Annotated in this window: 17 protein-coding genes; 11 read left to right on the top strand and 6 right to left on the bottom strand. The window is 60.9% G+C overall.

The annotated features are described in order from the left end of the window. Positions 1-40 precede the first annotated feature (40 nt). Positions 41-1,096: a polyprenyl synthetase family protein gene (locus GMO_RS03300; protein ID WP_008850852.1), complete on the bottom strand. Its 1,056-nt coding sequence runs from the start codon at positions 1,094-1,096 to the stop codon at positions 41-43. Between the two features lie 145 nt (positions 1,097-1,241). Here GMO_RS03300 and GMO_RS03295 point away from each other — a divergent pair, with 145 nt between their 5' ends. Beyond that, positions 1,242-2,084 carry a tRNA1(Val) (adenine(37)-N6)-methyltransferase gene (locus tag GMO_RS03295; RefSeq protein ID WP_008850851.1) on the top strand — a complete coding sequence of 281 codons (843 nt, stop codon included), beginning with the start codon at positions 1,242-1,244 and terminating at the stop codon, positions 2,082-2,084. Positions 2,085-2,097: 13 nt separating this feature from the next. On the opposite strand, the gene GMO_RS03290 is transcribed toward GMO_RS03295, so the two are convergent. Together GMO_RS03290 and GMO_RS03285 are read right to left on the bottom strand one after the other, a co-directional pair. Next, positions 2,098-3,123, bottom strand: coding sequence for a ribonucleotide-diphosphate reductase subunit beta (locus tag GMO_RS03290; RefSeq protein WP_040507746.1), 1,026 nt, complete (start codon positions 3,121-3,123; stop codon positions 2,098-2,100). 308 nt (positions 3,124-3,431) lie between these two features. Continuing rightward, positions 3,432-5,408 (bottom strand): ribonucleoside-diphosphate reductase subunit alpha, encoded by a 1,977-nt coding sequence (locus GMO_RS03285; RefSeq protein WP_040507742.1) that lies wholly within the window; start codon positions 5,406-5,408, stop codon positions 3,432-3,434. Between the two features lie 340 nt (positions 5,409-5,748). Between GMO_RS03285 and GMO_RS03280 the strand changes: the two genes are divergently transcribed. Next, the gene (locus tag GMO_RS03280; protein WP_008850848.1) at positions 5,749-6,180 is read left to right on the top strand and encodes an OsmC family protein; all 432 of its coding nucleotides are present in this window, start codon (positions 5,749-5,751) and stop codon (positions 6,178-6,180) included. Positions 6,181-6,234: 54 nt separating this feature from the next. Here GMO_RS03280 and aroC read toward each other — a convergent pair whose 3' ends face one another. Both aroC and fabI read right to left on the bottom strand, forming a co-directional pair. Then, complete coding sequence (gene aroC, locus GMO_RS03275; protein WP_008850847.1) at positions 6,235-7,317, bottom strand: chorismate synthase; 1,083 nt, start codon at positions 7,315-7,317, stop codon at positions 6,235-6,237. 1 nt (position 7,318) lies between these two features. Beyond that, complete coding sequence (gene fabI, locus GMO_RS03270; protein WP_008850846.1) at positions 7,319-8,170, bottom strand: enoyl-ACP reductase FabI; 852 nt, start codon at positions 8,168-8,170, stop codon at positions 7,319-7,321. Between the two features lie 140 nt (positions 8,171-8,310). Here fabI and GMO_RS03265 point away from each other — a divergent pair, with 140 nt between their 5' ends. The 8 genes from GMO_RS03265 (at position 8,311) to GMO_RS03230 (ending at position 15,706) form a co-directional block, all read left to right on the top strand. Then, positions 8,311-8,844, top strand: coding sequence for a hypothetical protein (locus GMO_RS03265; RefSeq protein WP_008850845.1), 534 nt, complete (start codon positions 8,311-8,313; stop codon positions 8,842-8,844). A 134-nt stretch (positions 8,845-8,978) separates the two neighbouring features. Next, positions 8,979-9,593 (top strand): pyridoxamine 5'-phosphate oxidase, encoded by a 615-nt coding sequence (gene pdxH, locus GMO_RS03260; protein ID WP_008850843.1) that lies wholly within the window; start codon positions 8,979-8,981, stop codon positions 9,591-9,593. A 56-nt stretch (positions 9,594-9,649) separates the two neighbouring features. Then, positions 9,650-10,534, top strand: a complete 885-nt coding sequence (locus GMO_RS03255; protein WP_008850842.1) for a universal stress protein — start codon at positions 9,650-9,652, stop codon at positions 10,532-10,534. Positions 10,535-10,619: 85 nt separating this feature from the next. Further along, on the top strand, positions 10,620-11,336 hold the full coding sequence (locus GMO_RS03250) for a hypothetical protein (protein WP_008850841.1): 717 nt from the start codon (positions 10,620-10,622) through the stop codon (positions 11,334-11,336). Positions 11,337-11,397: 61 nt separating this feature from the next. Beyond that, positions 11,398-13,263 (top strand): glycosyltransferase N-terminal domain-containing protein, encoded by a 1,866-nt coding sequence (locus GMO_RS03245; protein ID WP_008850840.1) that lies wholly within the window; start codon positions 11,398-11,400, stop codon positions 13,261-13,263. 2 nt (positions 13,264-13,265) lie between these two features. After that, positions 13,266-14,243 carry a tetraacyldisaccharide 4'-kinase gene (gene lpxK, locus GMO_RS03240; RefSeq protein ID WP_408734791.1) on the top strand — a complete coding sequence of 326 codons (978 nt, stop codon included), beginning with the start codon at positions 13,266-13,268 and terminating at the stop codon, positions 14,241-14,243. After that, the gene (locus GMO_RS03235; RefSeq protein ID WP_008850838.1) at positions 14,240-15,148 is read left to right on the top strand and encodes a lysophospholipid acyltransferase family protein; all 909 of its coding nucleotides are present in this window, start codon (positions 14,240-14,242) and stop codon (positions 15,146-15,148) included. Before lpxK ends, GMO_RS03235 begins: the two co-directional genes overlap by 4 nt. A gap of 174 nt (positions 15,149-15,322) precedes the next feature. Then, complete coding sequence (locus GMO_RS03230) at positions 15,323-15,706, top strand: hypothetical protein (protein ID WP_040507404.1); 384 nt, start codon at positions 15,323-15,325, stop codon at positions 15,704-15,706. 102 nt (positions 15,707-15,808) lie between these two features. On the opposite strand, the gene GMO_RS03225 is transcribed toward GMO_RS03230, so the two are convergent. Continuing rightward, positions 15,809-17,188, bottom strand: a complete 1,380-nt coding sequence (locus GMO_RS03225; RefSeq protein ID WP_083813585.1) for a penicillin-binding protein activator — start codon at positions 17,186-17,188, stop codon at positions 15,809-15,811. Positions 17,189-17,283: 95 nt separating this feature from the next. Between GMO_RS03225 and rsmI the strand changes: the two genes are divergently transcribed. Beyond that, positions 17,284-18,117 (top strand): 16S rRNA (cytidine(1402)-2'-O)-methyltransferase, encoded by an 834-nt coding sequence (gene rsmI, locus GMO_RS03220; RefSeq protein WP_040507402.1) that lies wholly within the window; start codon positions 17,284-17,286, stop codon positions 18,115-18,117.

The following is an 18,117-nucleotide window of genomic DNA, read 5'->3' as shown; positions in this document are numbered from 1 at the left end:
GATGTGGAGGCTTTCCGGTTCACTGACGTCCTGTCTGGCCTCAGCGAGCGCGATCAACCGTAAACTGGACCGTCTCGATCAGCAGACGACGAAGTTCACTGTCCGGGAAAATGGAAAGCGCCTTCACGGCCGCGTCCGCATAGGTCTGGGCACGGGTGATGGTGGTAGCGATGGCGCCCGTCTTTGCAATCAGGTTCAGCGCGTGCGGCAGGTCTTCATCCGTCTGCTCGCCTTTTTCGATCACGCGCTCCCAGAATGCCCGGTCTTCAGGGGAGCCGGCTTCATAGGCGGCGAGGACGGGAAGCGTGATCTTGCCTTCACGCATGTCATCCCCGACCGTCTTGCCCAGAATCTGCTGGTCGGCCGCGTAATCAAGGGCATCATCCACGAGCTGGAAAGCCATCCCGAGATTATTACCGAAACTGTCGAGCGCCTCTTCCACCTCTTCCGAGCGCCCGGCCACCACGGCCCCGACGCGGCAGGCCGCCGCGAACAAGGCCGCTGTCTTACCGTGAATAACTTCAAGATAACGGTCGATCGGAGTGGAGAGGTCATTCTGCACGACCATCTGCAGCACTTCGCCTTCGGCGATGGTCGCGGAGGCATCGGAGAGGATGGCCATGACCTTGAGCGAGCCATCCGCCGTCATCAGCTGGAACGACCGGGCGAAAAGGAAATCCCCCACTAATACGGACGCCTTGTTGCCAAAAACCGCGTTGGCAGATGCCAGACCACGACGCAGCGTACTTTCATCCACGACGTCATCATGCAGCAGCGTTGCCGTGTGGATGAACTCCACGCAGGCGGCGAGACCGACATGACGCTGATGATCAGGGCCCGGTTCGTAACCGCACAGACGGGCCGAAGCGAGCGTCAGGAGAGGACGCAGACGTTTGCCGCCGGCCGCTACGAGATGCGCACCAAGCTGGGGGATCAGAGGGACCGGGCTCTCCATCCGCGCAATGATGGCGCGGTTGCAGGCCTGCATGTCCTGTTCGAGATAAGCCGAGAGCGCGGACAAGGCACTTTCGCCTGCCGCACCCTTAACCACAGCTTTATCGACGGTTACGGCAGCGTCCGGGGCGGCAGAATCCAAGGGTCTTTACTCCTGTTCCCACATGTATCCCGGGACTGGCCCAGGAACAGGCAGGCACGATATGATGTGGCGTATCCCCCGTTCTTCTCCTGTTCGGAAAGACGAACGGGCCATGTAACGCCGGACGACAAATTGGAAAGACCATATGAGCGGCAGCAGGAAGGTGGTCAACCCATTGCAGCCCGGTAAGAAGCTTTCACCCCATTCCTCTTCTGCCGGTCCGTCCTCCTGTCAGGATGGCTTTCTCCTTGGCGGAGAGCTGCATTACCGACAGTTCACTGGCGGCTATCGCACGGGGCTGGAGCCCGTACTGATGGCTGCTGCCGTTCCGGCGCGGGCTGGCGAAAGCATTCTCGAAGGCGGGTGTGGCGCAGGCGCCGCACTCCTGTGCCTGGCACGACGTATTCCCGGCATTCATGGAGTCGGTCTCGAACAGGACACGGCCACGGTTGCGCTGGCAGAGCATAATTTTGAAAGCAACCGCATCTCCCTGCCCGCAACACGGCTTCAGGTCGTGCAGGCCCACCTGCCCGATCTTCCAAAAAGCCTGCGGGATCTGACACCTACGGTGAATGGCCGCTTCCATCACGTGATGGCCAACCCGCCATGGCACAGTCCGAAAGGCACCCCGTCCCCCGACAGACTCCGGCGTCTCGCCATGAATGCCGCAGAGACGAACCCAGAGGACTGGATCCGCACATTGACGAAATGGGTGCTACCGGGAGGAACGCTGACGTTCGTGCTGTCAGCCGGGGGCGCTGACAGGGCCTGCCATACATTGCTGGAGAATGGTTGCGGATCAATTCAGCTTTACCCGTTCTGGCCCAAACAGGGCCGCGAAGCGAAACTGGTACTGATCCGGGCCATCCATGGTGGCCGGGGCATTTTCCGCCTGCGATCCGGACTGGTCCTGCACAAAACGGATGGCGGTTTTACCGAAGCTGCCAATCGTGTCCTGCGTGACGGAGAGGCCCTGCCAGAGACCTGACCTCCCTGCCGTGTTACTCGAACACGCTGTCTTCAAAGGCTTCTTCCCACGTGCCGGACGTGGAGGCGCGGGAATATTCCGTCGAACGGTTCTCGAAGAAATTGGCGTGTTCCACGGCATTCAGCATGTGGTCGATCCACGGGAGCGGATTGTCCTCCTCCCCGTAAACCGGATCGAGGCCAAGCTGCGTCAGGCGCCGATCGGCAATGAAGCGGATGTAGTTCTTCACGTCCTGCGCCGTCAGGCCTTCAACCGGCCCCATTTCGAAGCACAGGTCGATGAACGCGTCCTCATGCTCGACCGTCGTGCGGCAGATCTGCGTCAGTTCCTCGCGGAACTCCGGCGTCCAGAGTTCAGGGTTTTCGCGAATGAACGTGCGGAACAGCCGGATCATGGACAGGCAGTGCAGCGTCTCGTCGCGCACTGACCAGGACACGATCTGTCCCATGCCCTTGAGCTTGTTGAATCGCGGGAAATTCAGAAGGATCGCGAAGGATGCGAAAAGCTGAAGCCCTTCCATGAAGGCCCCGAAAGCCGCCATCGTCTTGGCGATCTCACGCTTGTCGTTGATATTGAACGACTGCATGAAATCGTACTTGTCCTTCATCTCCTTGTACTTCAGGAACGCGGAATATTCGGTTTCCGGCATCCCGATCGTATCGAGAAGATGCGAATAGGCCGCGATGTGAATCGTCTCGATGTTCGAGAAACACGACAGCATCATCAGCACTTCGGTCGGTTTAAAGACCTGGCTGTAATATTTCATGTACGCGGAGTTCACCTCCACGTCCGACTGCGTGAAGAAACGGAAGATCTGCGTCACCAGATGACGCTCGGCTTCGGTCAGAGTCCGGTGCCAGTCCTTCACATCATCGGCCAGAGGCACTTCTTCCGGCAGCCAGTGCAGGCGCTGCTGCGTCAGCCATGCATCATAGGCCCATGGGTAACGGAAGGGTTTGTAGACCGGATTGGACGTCATTAGGTCATAGTGCGGCTCGGCGGCTGGAGTCTCACCAGCATTCGGGGTCGGATTGCTCATGACCTTGTTTCCTCTGGAACCCGACTCGCGGTGATCTGATCCTCCATTCCCGGAACATCCTGATCTGCCAGCAAGCCGCGTTTTTTTTGCATTTTCCGCCATGACGATTGCTCAGGAGAAGCTCTCCCGAACGTCGCCAGATTTGGGCGGGGATCATATCGCTGCAAATGCATCACGTCATCTGTCAGCTGGGTGTGGAAACCGTTTTTATTTTCATGCCATGCAAATACGCAGACAGCAGAAAACAGCCCTCCCCCATACAGGAGAAAGCTGTTTTCCGCACTGACCGAATAAAAGGTTACATCGCCTTACTGACAGGAAAGACACTCTTCATAATCGCCACCCGACACCGGAGCCCGCGGAGCGGCGGTGGGCGCTTCCGTCGTGTCATCATCTTCCATGATGTCTTTCTTGGAGGCCAGTGTAGAGACGGCGTCTGCCCGCTGGATGGAAAGCGAGCGACAGTAATAGAGGGATTTCAGTCCCTTCTTCCACGCTTGATAATGGATCTGGTGCAGATCACGCTTATGCACGTCTGCTGGCAGGAAGATGTTGACCGACTGCGCCTGACAGATGAACGGCGCGCGATCGGCCGCATGGTCCACCACCCACCGCTGATCGAGTTCAAAGGCCGTTTTGAAAACGTCCTTTTCATCCTGCGTCAGGAAATCCAGATTCTGCACGGACCCCTTGTTCAAGGTAATGGCCGACCAGACCTTTTCGGTGTTCTGTCCGCGCTTTTCCAGCAGTTTTGTCAGATGGCGGTTCCGGACGGAGAAAGACCCGGACAACGTCTTCTGCAGGAAGACATTGGCGCTGATCGGCTCGATGCCCGGGCTCGCATTACCCGTAATAATGGAAATGGAGGCCGTCGGCGCGATGGCCAGCTTGTGCGAGAAGCGCTCGTTGAAGCCATACTCCTTCGCATCAGGGCACGGCCCGCGCAGATCAGCCAGTTTTTTGGAAGCCGCATCGGCCTGGGTACGGATATGCTGGAAGATCTTCCGGTTCCAGACCTTCGCCATCACGCTCTCGAACGGGATCATGCGGGCCTGAAGGAAGGAATGAAACCCCATGACGCCCAGTCCGACCGAACGTTCACGCTCAGCTGCATACTTGGCACGCGCCATATCATCCGGCGCCCGGTCGATGAAATCCTGAAGCACGTTATCCAGGAACAGCATGACGTCCGTGATGAACTGCGGATCGTCCTTCCATTCGTCCCATGTCTCAAGATTGAGGGATGACAGGCAGCACACGGCCGTCCGGTTTTTACCGTGATGGTCAATCCCGGTCGGCAACGTGATCTCTGCACAGAGATTGGACGTCTTGACCTCAAGTCCGGCCAGCTTGTGATGCTCGGGACGCGCACGGTTCACATGATCGGAATAGATCACATACGGCTCGCCCTGCTCCATGCGGGCGGTAAGGATACGGATCCAGAGCGCACGGGCCGAAACCTTGCGGATGGTGCTGTGATCCTTGGGAGACAGAAGCGCCCAGTCCTCGTCATTCTCGACAGCCCGCATGAAGGCGTCGGTTACCAGCACGCCATGATGGAGGTTTAGCGCCTTGCGGTTTGGGTCGCCACCGGTCGGGCGGCGCATCTCCACAAATTCCTCGATCTCCGGATGCCAGACCGGCAGATAGACAGCCGCCGATCCGCGACGCAGGGAACCCTGCGAAATGGCGAGCGTCAGGCTGTCCATCACGCGGATGAACGGGATCACGCCTGACGTCTTGCCATTCTTGCCGATGTTTTCGCCGATGGACCGCAGATTGCCCCAGTAGGACCCGATTCCACCGCCTTTGGACGCCAGCCAGACATTCTCGTTCCAGAGACCAACGATTCCCTCAAGACTGTCCTCGGCTTCGTTCAGAAAGCAGGAAATCGGCAGTCCGCGGCTGGTGCCGCCGTTGGACAGGATCGGCGTAGCGGGCATGAACCAATGGCGGGAAATGTAATCATAGATGCGCTGCGCATGACCTGCGTCAGCGCCGTAATAGGATGCGACACGGCCGAACAGGTCCTGATAGGATTCGCCCGGCAGCAGATAACGGTTGTTGAGAGTCGCCTTGCCGAAATCCGTCAACAGCTCATCGCGGGACCGGTTCAGCCTAACAGCATAATGGCCCGGAAGCTGCACGACATCATCAAACAGTTCGGTCGTGTCATCACCCTTGGCAATAGGCGGCTCTTCCACAGGGTGATCCAGCGGAGGGCGCACGTCGTGGGGGCGATCAGCCTTCTGGGGCGCGTCCATCGTCACGTCGTGCAAGCTCATGGCTCTCTCCGCTTCATCAATCATTTTCCGTTTGGTGGTTCTTCATTTCCACCACTCCACTCCCGCCCGCAAGCAAAGAGTTTGCTTGCAAATCCGGACGAGCTGTGAATGTCGATTCACGCCATATGTAGCGATGAATTTCATCCACACCCCTAGATATAGTGCTGATCGCGGAAAACAGCCGCTGGTTTCCTTTTCATCCCCAGGCGTCGCTGCCGGTCCTGATGCCACCGTGCAGAAAGAACACAGCCAACCGGATTTCAAAGCATCCCGAGCCGGGCGGAACGATCAGCCACACATCACGTTGGAACGGACGACCCCACAGATGCGGAGAGTTTCCATGACCATCAACAAGACAGCTTCAGCCCACTGGCAAGGCGGCCTGAAGGACGGCGGCGGCTCAATCTCGACCCAGAGCGGCGCGCTTCAGGACCAGCCCTATGGCTTCAATACGCGCTTTGAAGACAAGCCGGGCACGAATCCCGAAGAGCTGATCGGCGCAGCCCATGCCGCATGCTTCACGATGGCGCTTTCACTTTTCCTAGGTGAAGCCGGCTTCACCGCGACGTCTCTCGACACGAAAGCCACTGTTTCCCTCGACAAGAAGGGAGATGGTTTCGCGGTCACGAGATCTCACTTGGAGCTGGCGGCCCAGATCCCGGACATTTCAGAAGCGCAGTTCAAGGAAATCGCAAACAAGACCAAGGTAGGTTGTCCGATTTCCCAGCTGCTCAACACGGAAATCACGCTGGACGCTCGTCTGGAAAGCTGAAACCCACTTTCGTGGATTGCCGGAAGGTTCTTACCCTTCCGGCACACTGAAAATTCAGCGCGGCCAGCCGCACTGCGCATGATGACGCAGCATGTGATCTGCCAGCACACAGGCCATCATGGCCTCAGCCACCGGGACGGCCCGGATTCCGATGCAGGGATCGTGCCGCCCCTTTGTCCTGACCTCCACGGCCTCCCCGTCGCGCGTGATACTAGGAACGGGCGTCAAAATCGAACTGGTTGGCTTGATGGCAAAGCGAGCTACGATCGGCTGGCCGATAGAAATACCTCCCAGAATCCCCCCGGCGTGGTTGGATTCGAAAGCCGGCCCCGGTGCGATCGGATCAGCATTCTGCTCCCCGCGCAGGGACGCAACACCGAAGCCATCACCAATCTCGACGCCCTTGACGCCATTGATCCCCATGAGCGCGCCAGCAATATCAGCATCCAGCTTGCCATAGACAGGCGCACCCAGGCCCGCCGGCAGCCCCTCCGCCACGACGGTAACCGTGGCTCCTATGGAGGAACCGGCCTTGCGGACGGCGTCGAGAAGCTCCTCCCACGACGTGACGGACCCGGCATCCGGGCACCAGAGGGGATTACGCTCCACCTCGTCCCAGTCCCAACGGGTCTCGTCAATCATATGGCCGCCAATTCCGGTCAGGGCAGCGCGGATCCTGACCCTTTCGCCAACCAGTGTTCGCAGTAGCACGCGCGCGACCGCACCCGCCGCAACGCGCATGGCCGTCTCGCGGGCAGAGGACCGACCACCACCGCGATAATCGCGGATGCCATATTTCATGTCATAGGCAATATCGGCATGACCAGGCCGGTATCGGCGTGCGATTTCGCCGTAATCCTTTGACCGCTGATCGGTGTTCTCGATCATCAGGGAAATCGGCGTTCCCGTCGTCCGGCCTTCAAACACTCCCGAGAGGATACGGACCTGATCCGCTTCCTGTCTCTGGGTAGTGAAGCGCGACTGCCCCGGCCGGCGACGGTCGAGCCAGGGCTGGATATCCGCTTCGGACAGCTTCAGGAGCGGCGGACATCCATCCACCACACAGCCGATGGCCGGACCATGACTCTCTCCCCACGTCGTGATACGGAAGAGTTTCCCGAAGCTGTTGTCGGACATATCAGTCTCCGGATGTGGCGACGGCGATATCCGGCGCATCCGGGTTCTTCATACCTACGATGTGATAACCGCAATCCACGTGATGGACTTCGCCCGTCACGCCGCTGGAAAGATCGGACAGGAGATACAGCCCGGACCCACCAACATCCTTGAGCGCAACGTTACGTTCCATCGGGGAGTTGAGCTGGTTCCAGCGCAGGATGTAACGGAAGTCACTGATCCCGTTGGCGGCAAGCGTCATGATCGGCCCGGCAGAGATGCCGTTGACGCGGATGTCGTCACGTCCCAGATCTGCGGCCATGTAACGCACGGACGCTTCAAGCGCCGCCTTGGCCACGCCCATGACGTTATAATGTGGCATGACACGCTCGGCGCCGAGATAGGTCAGCGTCAGGAGCGAGCCACCCGGATTCATCATGGCCGAGGCGCGCCTGGCGACCGCCGTGAAGGAAAAACAGGAAATGTCCATGGCCTTGAGGAAAGCATCTCGCGGCGTATCGAGATAACGTCCGCGCAGGAACTGCTTGTCCGCCCAGCCGATGGCGTGAACAAGAAAGTCGATCTTTCCCCATTTCCGCTCGATCTCGGCAAAAGTCTCGTCGATGGCCGCGTCATCGCTGACATCACAGGGCAGAACGAGATCGGACCCGACGCTCTCGGCCAGCGGGCGGACGCGCTTGCCAAGGGCCTCCCCCTGATAGGTGAAAGCGAGTTCCGCTCCCTGCGCGGCACAGGCGCTGGCAATGGCCCAGGCGATGGAATGCTTGTTGGCGACACCCATGACAACGCCGCGCTTGCCCTTCATGAGGGTACCGGTTGCAGGAGCCGGAAGAGTGCCTTCGGTTTCAGACATGTTGATTTCCTGAATCGCTTTTGCGTGATTAGGGTGGTGGTCGCACAGCCACACTCCGCAAACAAGACTCTCCTCTCCGACCTCTGCTCTTTTCCCGGTCGGCGTGTTTTTCCGGACATCGTCACAGTAAGGCAATCCAGATGGCTGAAACCTGTCCGCGCACGGGGCCTGCCTTCCATGAACACCATGTCATTGACATCGCGGCCACACCTGCAACGGTTCTGGAAGAATCCGGCCGATACCGCATCCAGCACGATCCTCTGGCCCGTCTGGCCATCCGTCTGCGGGAATGGCCAGCGCGACTGCTCCGACAGTCCACGTCTCCCCCACTGGACCTGACAGACTTCACACTTCTGGAACAGGACTGCGTCCGGCGGGTTTACGGGCTTCAGGGCGCCTTCTGGAAAGCGGGATACGGCCTGCGCCGCATCTCTTCACGAAGCGAATTCCTTGCATATCAAAGGGAGGATCTCTGCACCCTTTTCCTGAGCTTCACCGTCTCTCCTGGACAGGACGGGAAAACGCGTCTGGCAACCTCCACGACGGTGACCTGTCCGTCCTGGAAGATCTGGTGGCGTTTCCTGCCCTACTGGCTGCTCATCCGACCGGTCAGTGGCCTGTTGCGGCAGCGCATGCTGAGACAGATCAAGGCCCGATGCGAAATATTCCCGTAAGCGGGAAGATACTGCATGCTGCATATGACGCATCCGGAAGGGCACTTCTGCCGTTTGCAGTCCCTGTTTCCGGTGCAGTTCATTGTTCAGTCCAGCCTGCGGGCCGCCATTTTCCGCCACTCAAGGAGAGTTTCATGTCCGACATCCCCCTGATCGATCTTGCGGCCGATCCTTTCGCTCTGTTCGCGACATGGATGGCGGAAGCGGAGAAAACCGAACCGAACGACCCGAACGCCATGGCCGTCGCAACCGCAACGCCGGATGGGCGTCCTTCCGTGCGGATGCTGCTCCTGAAGGGCGCAGATGAGCGCGGATTCGTCTTCTATACGAACCTCGAAAGCCGGAAGGGCCGGGAGCTGCGGGAGAACCCTCACGCCGCCCTGCTTTTTCACTGGAAGTCCCTGCGGCGCCAGATCCGGATCGAAGGCCCGGTGGAGCCCGTCAGCGCGGCGGAAGCGGATGCTTATTTCACCAGTCGCTCGCGGACATCCCGTCTTGGGGCCATCGCCTCGGACCAGTCCCGTCCGCTGGATGACCGGAAGACATTCGAAGAGCGCCTGAAAACCGTGCAGGAAAAATATGGTGATGGCCCGATCCCGCGTCCCGCCAACTGGTCAGGTTTTCGTGTGGTGCCCGAAGCCATCGAGTTCTGGCAGGATCGGCCGTTCCGTCTGCATGACCGTGCCGTATGGACGCGCAGCAAAAGCGGGGATGACAAGGGATGGAACGTAACGCGCCTCTATCCGTAAAGACATCAGAAACACAATAAGACAGAACATACTCTGAACCCGGGGAGACCTCACCCATGCTTATCGAGATCAAGAATATTCTTCTCCCCCTGAATGGCTCCGGAGATCTGGAGTCGGTCATGTCGGTGGCGCTCGACTTCGCGAAACGCTTTGAAGCCCATCTGTCCGCCGTTGTGGTGGGTTCGGATCCGTCCGAAGTCGCGACACTGGCCGGCGAAGGCATTTCCGCCGGGATGGTCAATGAAATGATCGACACGGCCACCACGGAAGCCCAGCGCCGGGCCATCGAGATCCGCTCGTGCTTCGACACATTCGTCGGGCGGCACAGCATCCGCCGGATCGACCCCCGCCGGCTGGGCAGCGCACCGGGCGACGGTGTCAGCGCCAGCCTTGAGGTTCTGGACGGGACAGAGCATGACGCCCTGCCCTGGCGGTCCCGTCTGGCGGACATGACGCTGGTGCCCAACCTCTCGGCCGGTGCAGACCCGCGGGCTTCGGAAACGCTTCATTCCATCCTGTTCGACAGCGGGCGTCCCCTTGTCATCGCGCCCCCGAAGCCTCCCAAGACGGTTGGGCGGCGCATCGTTATCGCCTGGAACGGAACGCCCGAAGCATCCCTCGCCCTTCGCTGCATTCTGCCATGGGCCCATACTGCCGAGGCTGTTCAGGTCCTGAGCTGTCAGGATTACCAGCGCCGTGGCCCGGATGCCGAGGCTGTCGTGACCTATCTGCGGATGCATGGCATTTCCGCCACCGCCCGCGTTTTTGAGCCGGTGGACCGGAATATCGGCGCGGGTATTCTGAAAGCGGCCCGGGAATTCGAAGCCGACATGCTCGGCATGGGGGCCTATTCCCATTCACGTCTGCGCCAGATGATCCTGGGGGGTGTCACACGGCATATTCTTGAACGGGCGGAACTGACGGTTCTCATGAGTCGCTGAAGCGCAGATCCTGTCCACCCTTTCCCGAAGAGGGTGGACAGGCCATGATACGCCCCCGTTCCCGTCAGCCGGAAGACATACCATCATGCCTTTTCCTATCCGCTTCCTGTTTGCCGCTCTTCTGGCTCTGACCACTATTCTGCCCGCACAGGCGCTGGATCTGTCGCAGCGGCCGGAAACCGGAAACTTCACCCTCCAAGAACCTGCTGCCCGCCTGAAACTGAGACTGGTTCCCTCCACGACCCTGATCCAAGGCTATCACAGCAGTTTCTACCAGCAGAATCCCGGAACCGGAGCCATAACCCTCCAGACGGATGGGCTTCAGCCCGCCATTCGCGGGCAGATCGCTCCGGAGACGCTGCTGCGGGAAAACACGGCATGGTATTTTCAGGAAACACCGGGCGTCATGCAGGCTAGCCTACATATTGATCACTTCCCCCGGAACGGCCAGATCACGATCGGCCGCATCGCCAGCAAGACAGGCTCCGTCGCGGATCTGCGTGCCACGGCCAATCAGGTCGAAGCTGTGGTCCATACGGATACCGGCGTGAAGACGGCGGTGGTGGGAACGGTCTATCCTGAGGGCCGGGTCAGCTACCGCTTCGAGACCCGTCCGGACGGCCTGCTGCGTGTGACGGTCAACGGTACGAAAAGCACGTTTCTCCTACCCTCCGCCGCGACTGCACCACCTTTCTGGTTCGAAGCCGTTGCGGGAGAGACCGGCTGGCACATGCCATCCCACAATGATATGGGCCGCGTGACCTTCACCAGCCTTCAGGTCCAGCACTTTGTCCGGAAGTAATCCTGCCGCCTGATTGTTGCCATTTTTGCGGGCCGCCGCCCCACGTGCTACCGGACCGAACATGATTTCGCCCGCACGTCCGATCCGTCTCTGGCTGGGAATCTGCCTGCGTTCAACGCGCTGGCAGGTCAGGGGATCGGCACGGTCAAGGCGTCTCCTGACCACGGCACACCAGGGAACGGTGGTGGCATTCTGGCACCGCTCCCTGACGCTCAGCCCGGCCCTGTGGTTCTGGGCACGCCGCATTGAGCCGGCCCTGCGCCTGCGCGTGCTGATTTCCCGCAACCGTGACGGCCAGCTGATCTCACAGACTGTCCGTCCGTGGGACATTATCGGCATCCACGGCTCCTCCGGGCGGAAAGGAAAGGACAAAGGCGGCGCTTCCGTTCTACGCGTGGCCCTGAAAGAACTGAGGAACGGCGCGCTGGTCGCCATCACGCCCGACGGCCCGCGCGGACCGGCCGAGCAGGTCCAGCCCGGTACAGTAGCCCTTTCCCGTCTGGCGAAATGCGCCGTCGTTCCCATGGGGCTGTCCTGCAGCGGTCTGCGCCTGCCTTCCTGGGATGGACTGGCATTTCCCCTGCCATTCGGTCACGGTGCGATGGTCGCTGGGGCTCCGCTTTTTCAGCCCGACGCTGAAACCCTTCAGGATGCCCTGCGCGCGGTCTCGCAACAGGCCGACATCCTCGTTCAGCGCCAGAAACGCAGTCTGGCAGACCGTCTCTGGCATCTGACCGGAACACTGCTTGCCCCCGCGCTGACCATCATGCTGAGAATACGCCTGCACCGGGGCAAAGAAATCCGCACCCGCCTGCGGGAACGAATGGGTCTTGGCGCCCCATCACGGCCAGCCGGGCCACTCCTGTGGGTCCATGCCGCGAGTGTCGGTGAAACGCTGAGCGCACTCCCCCTGGTGGAAGCCCTCCTGCAGAAGCAGCCCGATCTCCATGTCCTGTTCACGACCGCAACGGTGACCGGCAGTGACATTGTCGCGCGCCATGCCTCTTCGGGTGATCGTCTGATCCATCAGTTCATTCCCCATGACGTGCCGCGCTGGGTCCGGCGTTTCCTGAAGCACTGGCGACCGGATGGCGTCGTTTTCGTGGAGAGCGAACTCTGGCCGGGCATGGTGTCCGCCTGTTATCGGCGCGGCATTCCGGTCATGCTGGTCAATGGCCGCCTGTCAGACTGCTCGGCCCGCCGCTGGGCGCGCGTCCCCAGACTGGCAAAACGGATGCTTTCCCGTCTTGCCTGGGTTGCGGCCCGCGGACCGGAAGATGCCCTACGGTTCAGGGCGCTCGGAGCCTCGCCCGTCTTCGAGGATGGCGATCTCAAGCAGGATGCCCCACCCCTTCCTTACGATGAAAAGGAACTGGCACGCCTGAAAGCCCTGATCGGCTCACGACCTGTCTTCGTGGCGGCGTCCACCCATCCGGGGGAGGAAACCCTCATTCTGGCCGCCGCTGCCCGGGCACGACGGACACAGCCGGACCTGCTGACCATCATCGTACCCCGCCATCCGGTCCGGGGCGCGGAACTGGCTGCCGAATTCGGCCTACCACGTCGCTCGACAGGCGCCACACCCGATGCTGCCACGCCAGTCTGGCTGGCGGACACACTGGGCGAGCTGGGCCTGTTCTACCGTCTGGCGGACAGATGCCTGATCGGAAATTCCCTGTGTGGCAACGGCGGCGGACACAATCCGTTCGAACCTCTGCGGCTCGGAACCTCCACAGCCACCGGTCCACTAATGCAGAACTGGCGGGACGCCATGAGCACGCTTTCCGGCGTGGTTCATTCCGTTCAGGATATGGAAAGTCTGGCGCAGTGGATCGTTACGTCCCTTCCTGCCGTCACGGAGGCACGCTGCAACCATCCGGTCGTAAACCGACTGCGGGACCGTATTCTGGGCATGATTGAGGAATGAGACTGAAACCACCCCGTTTCTGGTCCCGCCCCCGGTCGGGCCCGGCCGCATGGCTCCTCCGGCCGCTGGCCGCCCTCATGACATGGGGCGTGCGACACCGCCGTCAGCAGGAAGGGTATGCTGCACCCGTGCCTGTTCTCTGCTGCGGCAACGTCACGACCGGGGGAACCGGCAAGACCCCTCTCGCCCTTGATCTTGTGCAGCGCCTACGTGAACGGGGCCATCAACCTCACATCTTGAGCCGTGGTCACGGCGGGCGCGAACGCGGCCCGCTTCAGGTCCGTCCGGGGCACCATACCGCCCGGGACGTAGGAGACGAACCTCTGCTTCTGGCACGCGCCGCGCCGACTTGGGTCGGTCGGAACCGCGGAGAGACGGCCCGACTAGCCAGTGCCGCTGGCGCGGACTGCCTGATCATGGATGACGGGTTCCAGAATCCCTCCCTGCAAAAGACGCTCTCGATTCTCGTAATGGATGGCGGGGTCGGACTGGGCAATGGACACGTCATCCCTGCCGGCCCCCTGCGGGAACCACTGGCCGATGCACTGCGGCGGGCGCAGGCCATCGTGGTGATCGGGGAAGACAGGTTCCGGCTTCTCTCCACACTGAGCACACTCCTGCCGAAAGGGCAGGCTCGACTGCTCCCTGGTCCGGAGATCCGCAGCCTTCAGGGAAAACGTGTCGTGGCGTTCGCCGGAATCGGCCGCCCGGAAAAATTTTTCGACATGCTGAAGGAAGCAGGCGTGAACCCGATCCGATGCCTGCCTTTCCCGGATCATCACGTTTATTCCGCTACGGACATCCAGCGGCTCGAGGTCCTCAGCCGGGAAGCGGGAACCATTCTAGTCACCACAGCCAAGGATGCTGTCAAACTCCCGTCTGCTTTCGCCGCCACGGTCAGGGTCATCTCCGTCGAACTGCTCTGGGATGATCCCGCCTTTCCCGAACATCTTCTGGATCTTCTTTTCCACCGCCCATGAACAGCGTCCCATACCGGGCGGAAGCCCTTCTCGTCCGTGGTCTCCTCGCGCTCATCCGCATGCTGCCACCTGCCACAGCTTCCAGTCTGGGAGGCGCTGTGGCCCGCACAATTGGTCCCCGGCTTCCGGTCTCCCGCGTGGCGGACCGCAACCTCCAGCTTGCCATGCCCGCCCTGAAAGCTCCGCAGCGCCTCGCCATCGTCCGGGCCTGCTGGGACAATCTCGGGCGGACCGTTGCGGAATTTCCCCATGTCGGCCGCCTGATACAGAATACGCCCAAAGGGCCAGGGTGGCGGGTCGAAGGAGCGGAATATCTTGAGGAAGCGCACAGGTCCGGACGACCAGTCATTTTCTTTTCCGGGCATATCGGAAACTGGGAACTGATGCCCCCTGTCGTGGCACGATACGGCATGCCCTTTGCATCCTTCTATCGCGCCGCCAGCAACCCATGGGTGGACAGGCTGATCCATGAACTGCGCCGACAGGCCATGGGACAGGATGTTCCAATGTTCCCAAAAGGGGCCAGAGGTGCGCGTGACGCCCTGAAATATCTGTCCAGAGGAGGAAATCTTGGCATTTTGGGAGACCAGAAGATGAATGACGGAATCGAGGCCCGCCTCTTCGGACGCCCGGCCATGACAGCTTCTGCCGCCGCCGTCTTCGCCCTGCGCCACAAGGCCCTGATCGTTACGGGGCATGTCCGCCGTGACGGACCGGCCAGGCTCGTTCTGGTGGTCGATCCTCCCTTCCTGCCCCAACCCACAGAGAATCGGCAGGCCGATGTCCTGGCCCTCACGCAGCAGCTCAATGACCGGCTCCAGAGCTGGATCGAACAGGTTCCGGGATCTTGGCTCTGGCTGCATCGTCGCTGGAGCAAAGACCTGTACCGGAATGTGACAACATGATGTTGAGCCATGCATACGAAGCATGGCAGATTTGTCACAGTTGGTGGTCTTTGTTTTGGGAGAGGCCGTCAGGGTTTATTTAAATATTGTGAAACGCCGCCATCGCCTTTTAGCCTGAGGTTATCACCACGATCGGGCGGTTGCCCCCGCCCGGCTTTTGACGAGGACTTCCTGATGGTGCAGGCAACTCCCCTTCACGATCCCTCCCGGTCTCACACCGCCAGCAGCGTCGTGCCTTTGCGGCAGGGCTTTCTGCCCCGTCACCATGAATATCTTTTCCGGTGGCTTGACGCAGGGCAGCGCATGGGTCTGTTCGACGCCGAGATCGCAAAGGCCGGTCAGGACATCAGGAACGTGGACGGCACAGTCCCGGTCGAGCATGTTCTGATCTGGGTCCGGGAAAACCCCGATCCGGCCTATATGGTTCGACCGCAGGGCATGCGCTGGGTGCTAATCGACCAGCTCCGTCATCACGAACTTGGCAGTTTTTCCAGCTTCGAACTCGCGCTGAACACCATCCGCCCTGTTCTACCGCTGGAGGAGACCTGCGCAGCCTGAGCGCGTCTTCACCGAATCATTCAGTCCTCAACTGCCTGCGGAAACCCGGCCGGAATATTTTCTAGTCAGGTTTCCTTTTTCCATTCCGTCAGAAAATGACGCTCAACTCGGGCGGATCGCCACATCCCTTGAGGCAGGGACCACAATCCTCGATCCTCCACCGCGCTGGATCTGGAAAATCGCCAATGCACGGGTCACATGACCGTCCGGTCGCAGCCGGAAAAGACCGTCAACACCCATATACCCGTCCGGCCGCGTCAGACCCTGTACGGTAATACCGCCCTGCTTCATCAGGTTCCCTGCCAGAGCCGCCGCGTCATAAGCGAAATCCGTGACCGGCGAAGGCGTCTGATGATAAAGCGCCTTGTACTGGGCGACATATCCCAGACGGTCATGCGCATCCGGTGCAGCATACCAAGCGCCATGCAGGGCATTGAGCTTACCATCGAATGCCTTCCACAGCGCTGGCCCCATGATCTGGACCTGCCCTGTTTCGACATGATCCGCCTGAAGCGCCGTGATGACATGGGCCAGATCAAGCCCCGTATCAGCCAGAACAAGCGCATCGAATGGCGGAGGAGCTGTAACCTGCGGTTGCGGCGCGGGTGCAGAAGGTTTTTCTCCGTCTGCCGGCGTCGCGGATGACGCAGATTCAGACGGGGCGGCACTCTGCCCGTTCCCCGGTGCGGCCGATGTCTCGCCTGTGGGATCAATCGCGGACGGGCCGGACTGATCCGGCGCGGCGGGGGCCGGAGTCTGACGGGTTTCGATCGCCGACAGTGAGCGAAGACCATCATCAATGTTCTGGGGATCAGAGGTATGGAACACGATCTGCGGTTCTTTCAGCCCGGCATCCTGACAGGCCCGGCGCAGACCATCCCCCATGGCGTGACCCAGCGGATTTTCCGGCAGGAACGCCGCGAAAGTCTTGCGGCCGGTCGCCCGGGCGGCATCTACCATCCGCCGGACCTGCTGCTCGGGTGTCAGACCCATGATCCAGACGCCGGGACGAGCCTGTGTGGAATCGCTCGTGAACGCCATTTCCGGCGTCGCGGCATTCACGGCCAGCGGAGCCACGATCCCGGTATCGGTCGCCGTCAGCGGGCCGAGAATAACGGCATCCCCACGGGAAAGCGCATCCTGGGCGGCCTGCTCGGCGCCGCCGGGACCGGCACTGTCATGAACGTCGAGCGCCGGAGACCCTTTGGCGGCCAGGGCCAGCTTTGCCGCATCGCGCATCCGCCCGCCAATGGCGCCATACCGCCCTGTCAGGGGCAGGATCAGACCGACCTCGTGGGCACCAGGCTTGGCCGCCGGCACGCCGCCCACACCCGGCACCACGGAGGACGTTCCCGAGCAGGCCGTCAGCGTCAGAAAGGTCCCAGCGGCAAGAACGGCGCTTAAACCCTTGCGCAGATGGCCGAGGCGAGGAGAATGCCTCCCAGAGTTTGTCACCGAGGATGCAGATGTCTGAAAAATCATGGCCCGCTGAAACTCCCTTGAGCGATGCGGCTGAAACGTTACAGGCCGCTCCGCACGCGGAACAGCCCCCGACAGAAGAGGGTGGATGTCTGATATTGGTTGCAACGCCGATCGGCAACCTCGGTGACATCAGCGAACGCGCGATCGAAGCCCTGAACACGGTCGATGCGATCCTGTGTGAAGATACCCGCGTCACCGCGAAACTCCTTCTTTCGCGCAACATTGCCACCCCCACCAGAACATTGCACGACCATAACGAGCAGGACCGGACCCCGTTCCTGATCGGACAGCTTGCACAGGGGAAACGCTTCGCCGTCGTCTCGGATGCCGGAACGCCCCTCGTCTCCGATCCGGGATACCGCTTGGTCCGTGCGGCCATTGCCGAAGGCATCCCTGTCACGGCCATCCCCGGCCCGAACGCAGTCATTACGGCGCTCACGCTGTCCGGCTTGCCTCCCCTGCCTTTCCTGTTCCTCGGCTTTCCCGCGCCCCGGAGCGAGGCCCGCAAAAGCGGCTTCAGCACGTTACGGGCGGCAGAACAGGCCGGACTGCGTTCCACGCTGGTCTGGTATGAAGCCCCCCATCGACTGGTGGACGCCTTGCGCGACCTGATCGAAGTCTTCGGCCCAGAACGGGAAGCCGCGGTCGGTCGGGAACTGACAAAACGTTTCGAAGAAATGATACGCGGCACGCTGTCCGAAGTTCTGACTCACTTCGAACAGACCGCTCCACGGGGCGAGATCACCCTGCTGATCGGGCCGCCGGCGGAAGATGACAGCGGCGCGACCGATCTCGACAGTCATCTGCGGGAAGCTCTGGCAACGCACTCCGTCAAGGACGCCGCCGCCCTGGTGGCCGGTATCGTGAAACTGCCTAAACGCACGGTCTATGCCCGCGCGCTGGAACTCTCCCGCGAGATGAAGGACTGA

This window comes from Gluconobacter morbifer G707, assembly GCF_000234355.1.
GTDB classification, from domain to species: Bacteria; Pseudomonadota; Alphaproteobacteria; order Acetobacterales; family Acetobacteraceae; genus Gluconobacter; species Gluconobacter morbifer.
This window is presented reverse-complemented; position numbering and strand designations above follow the sequence as displayed.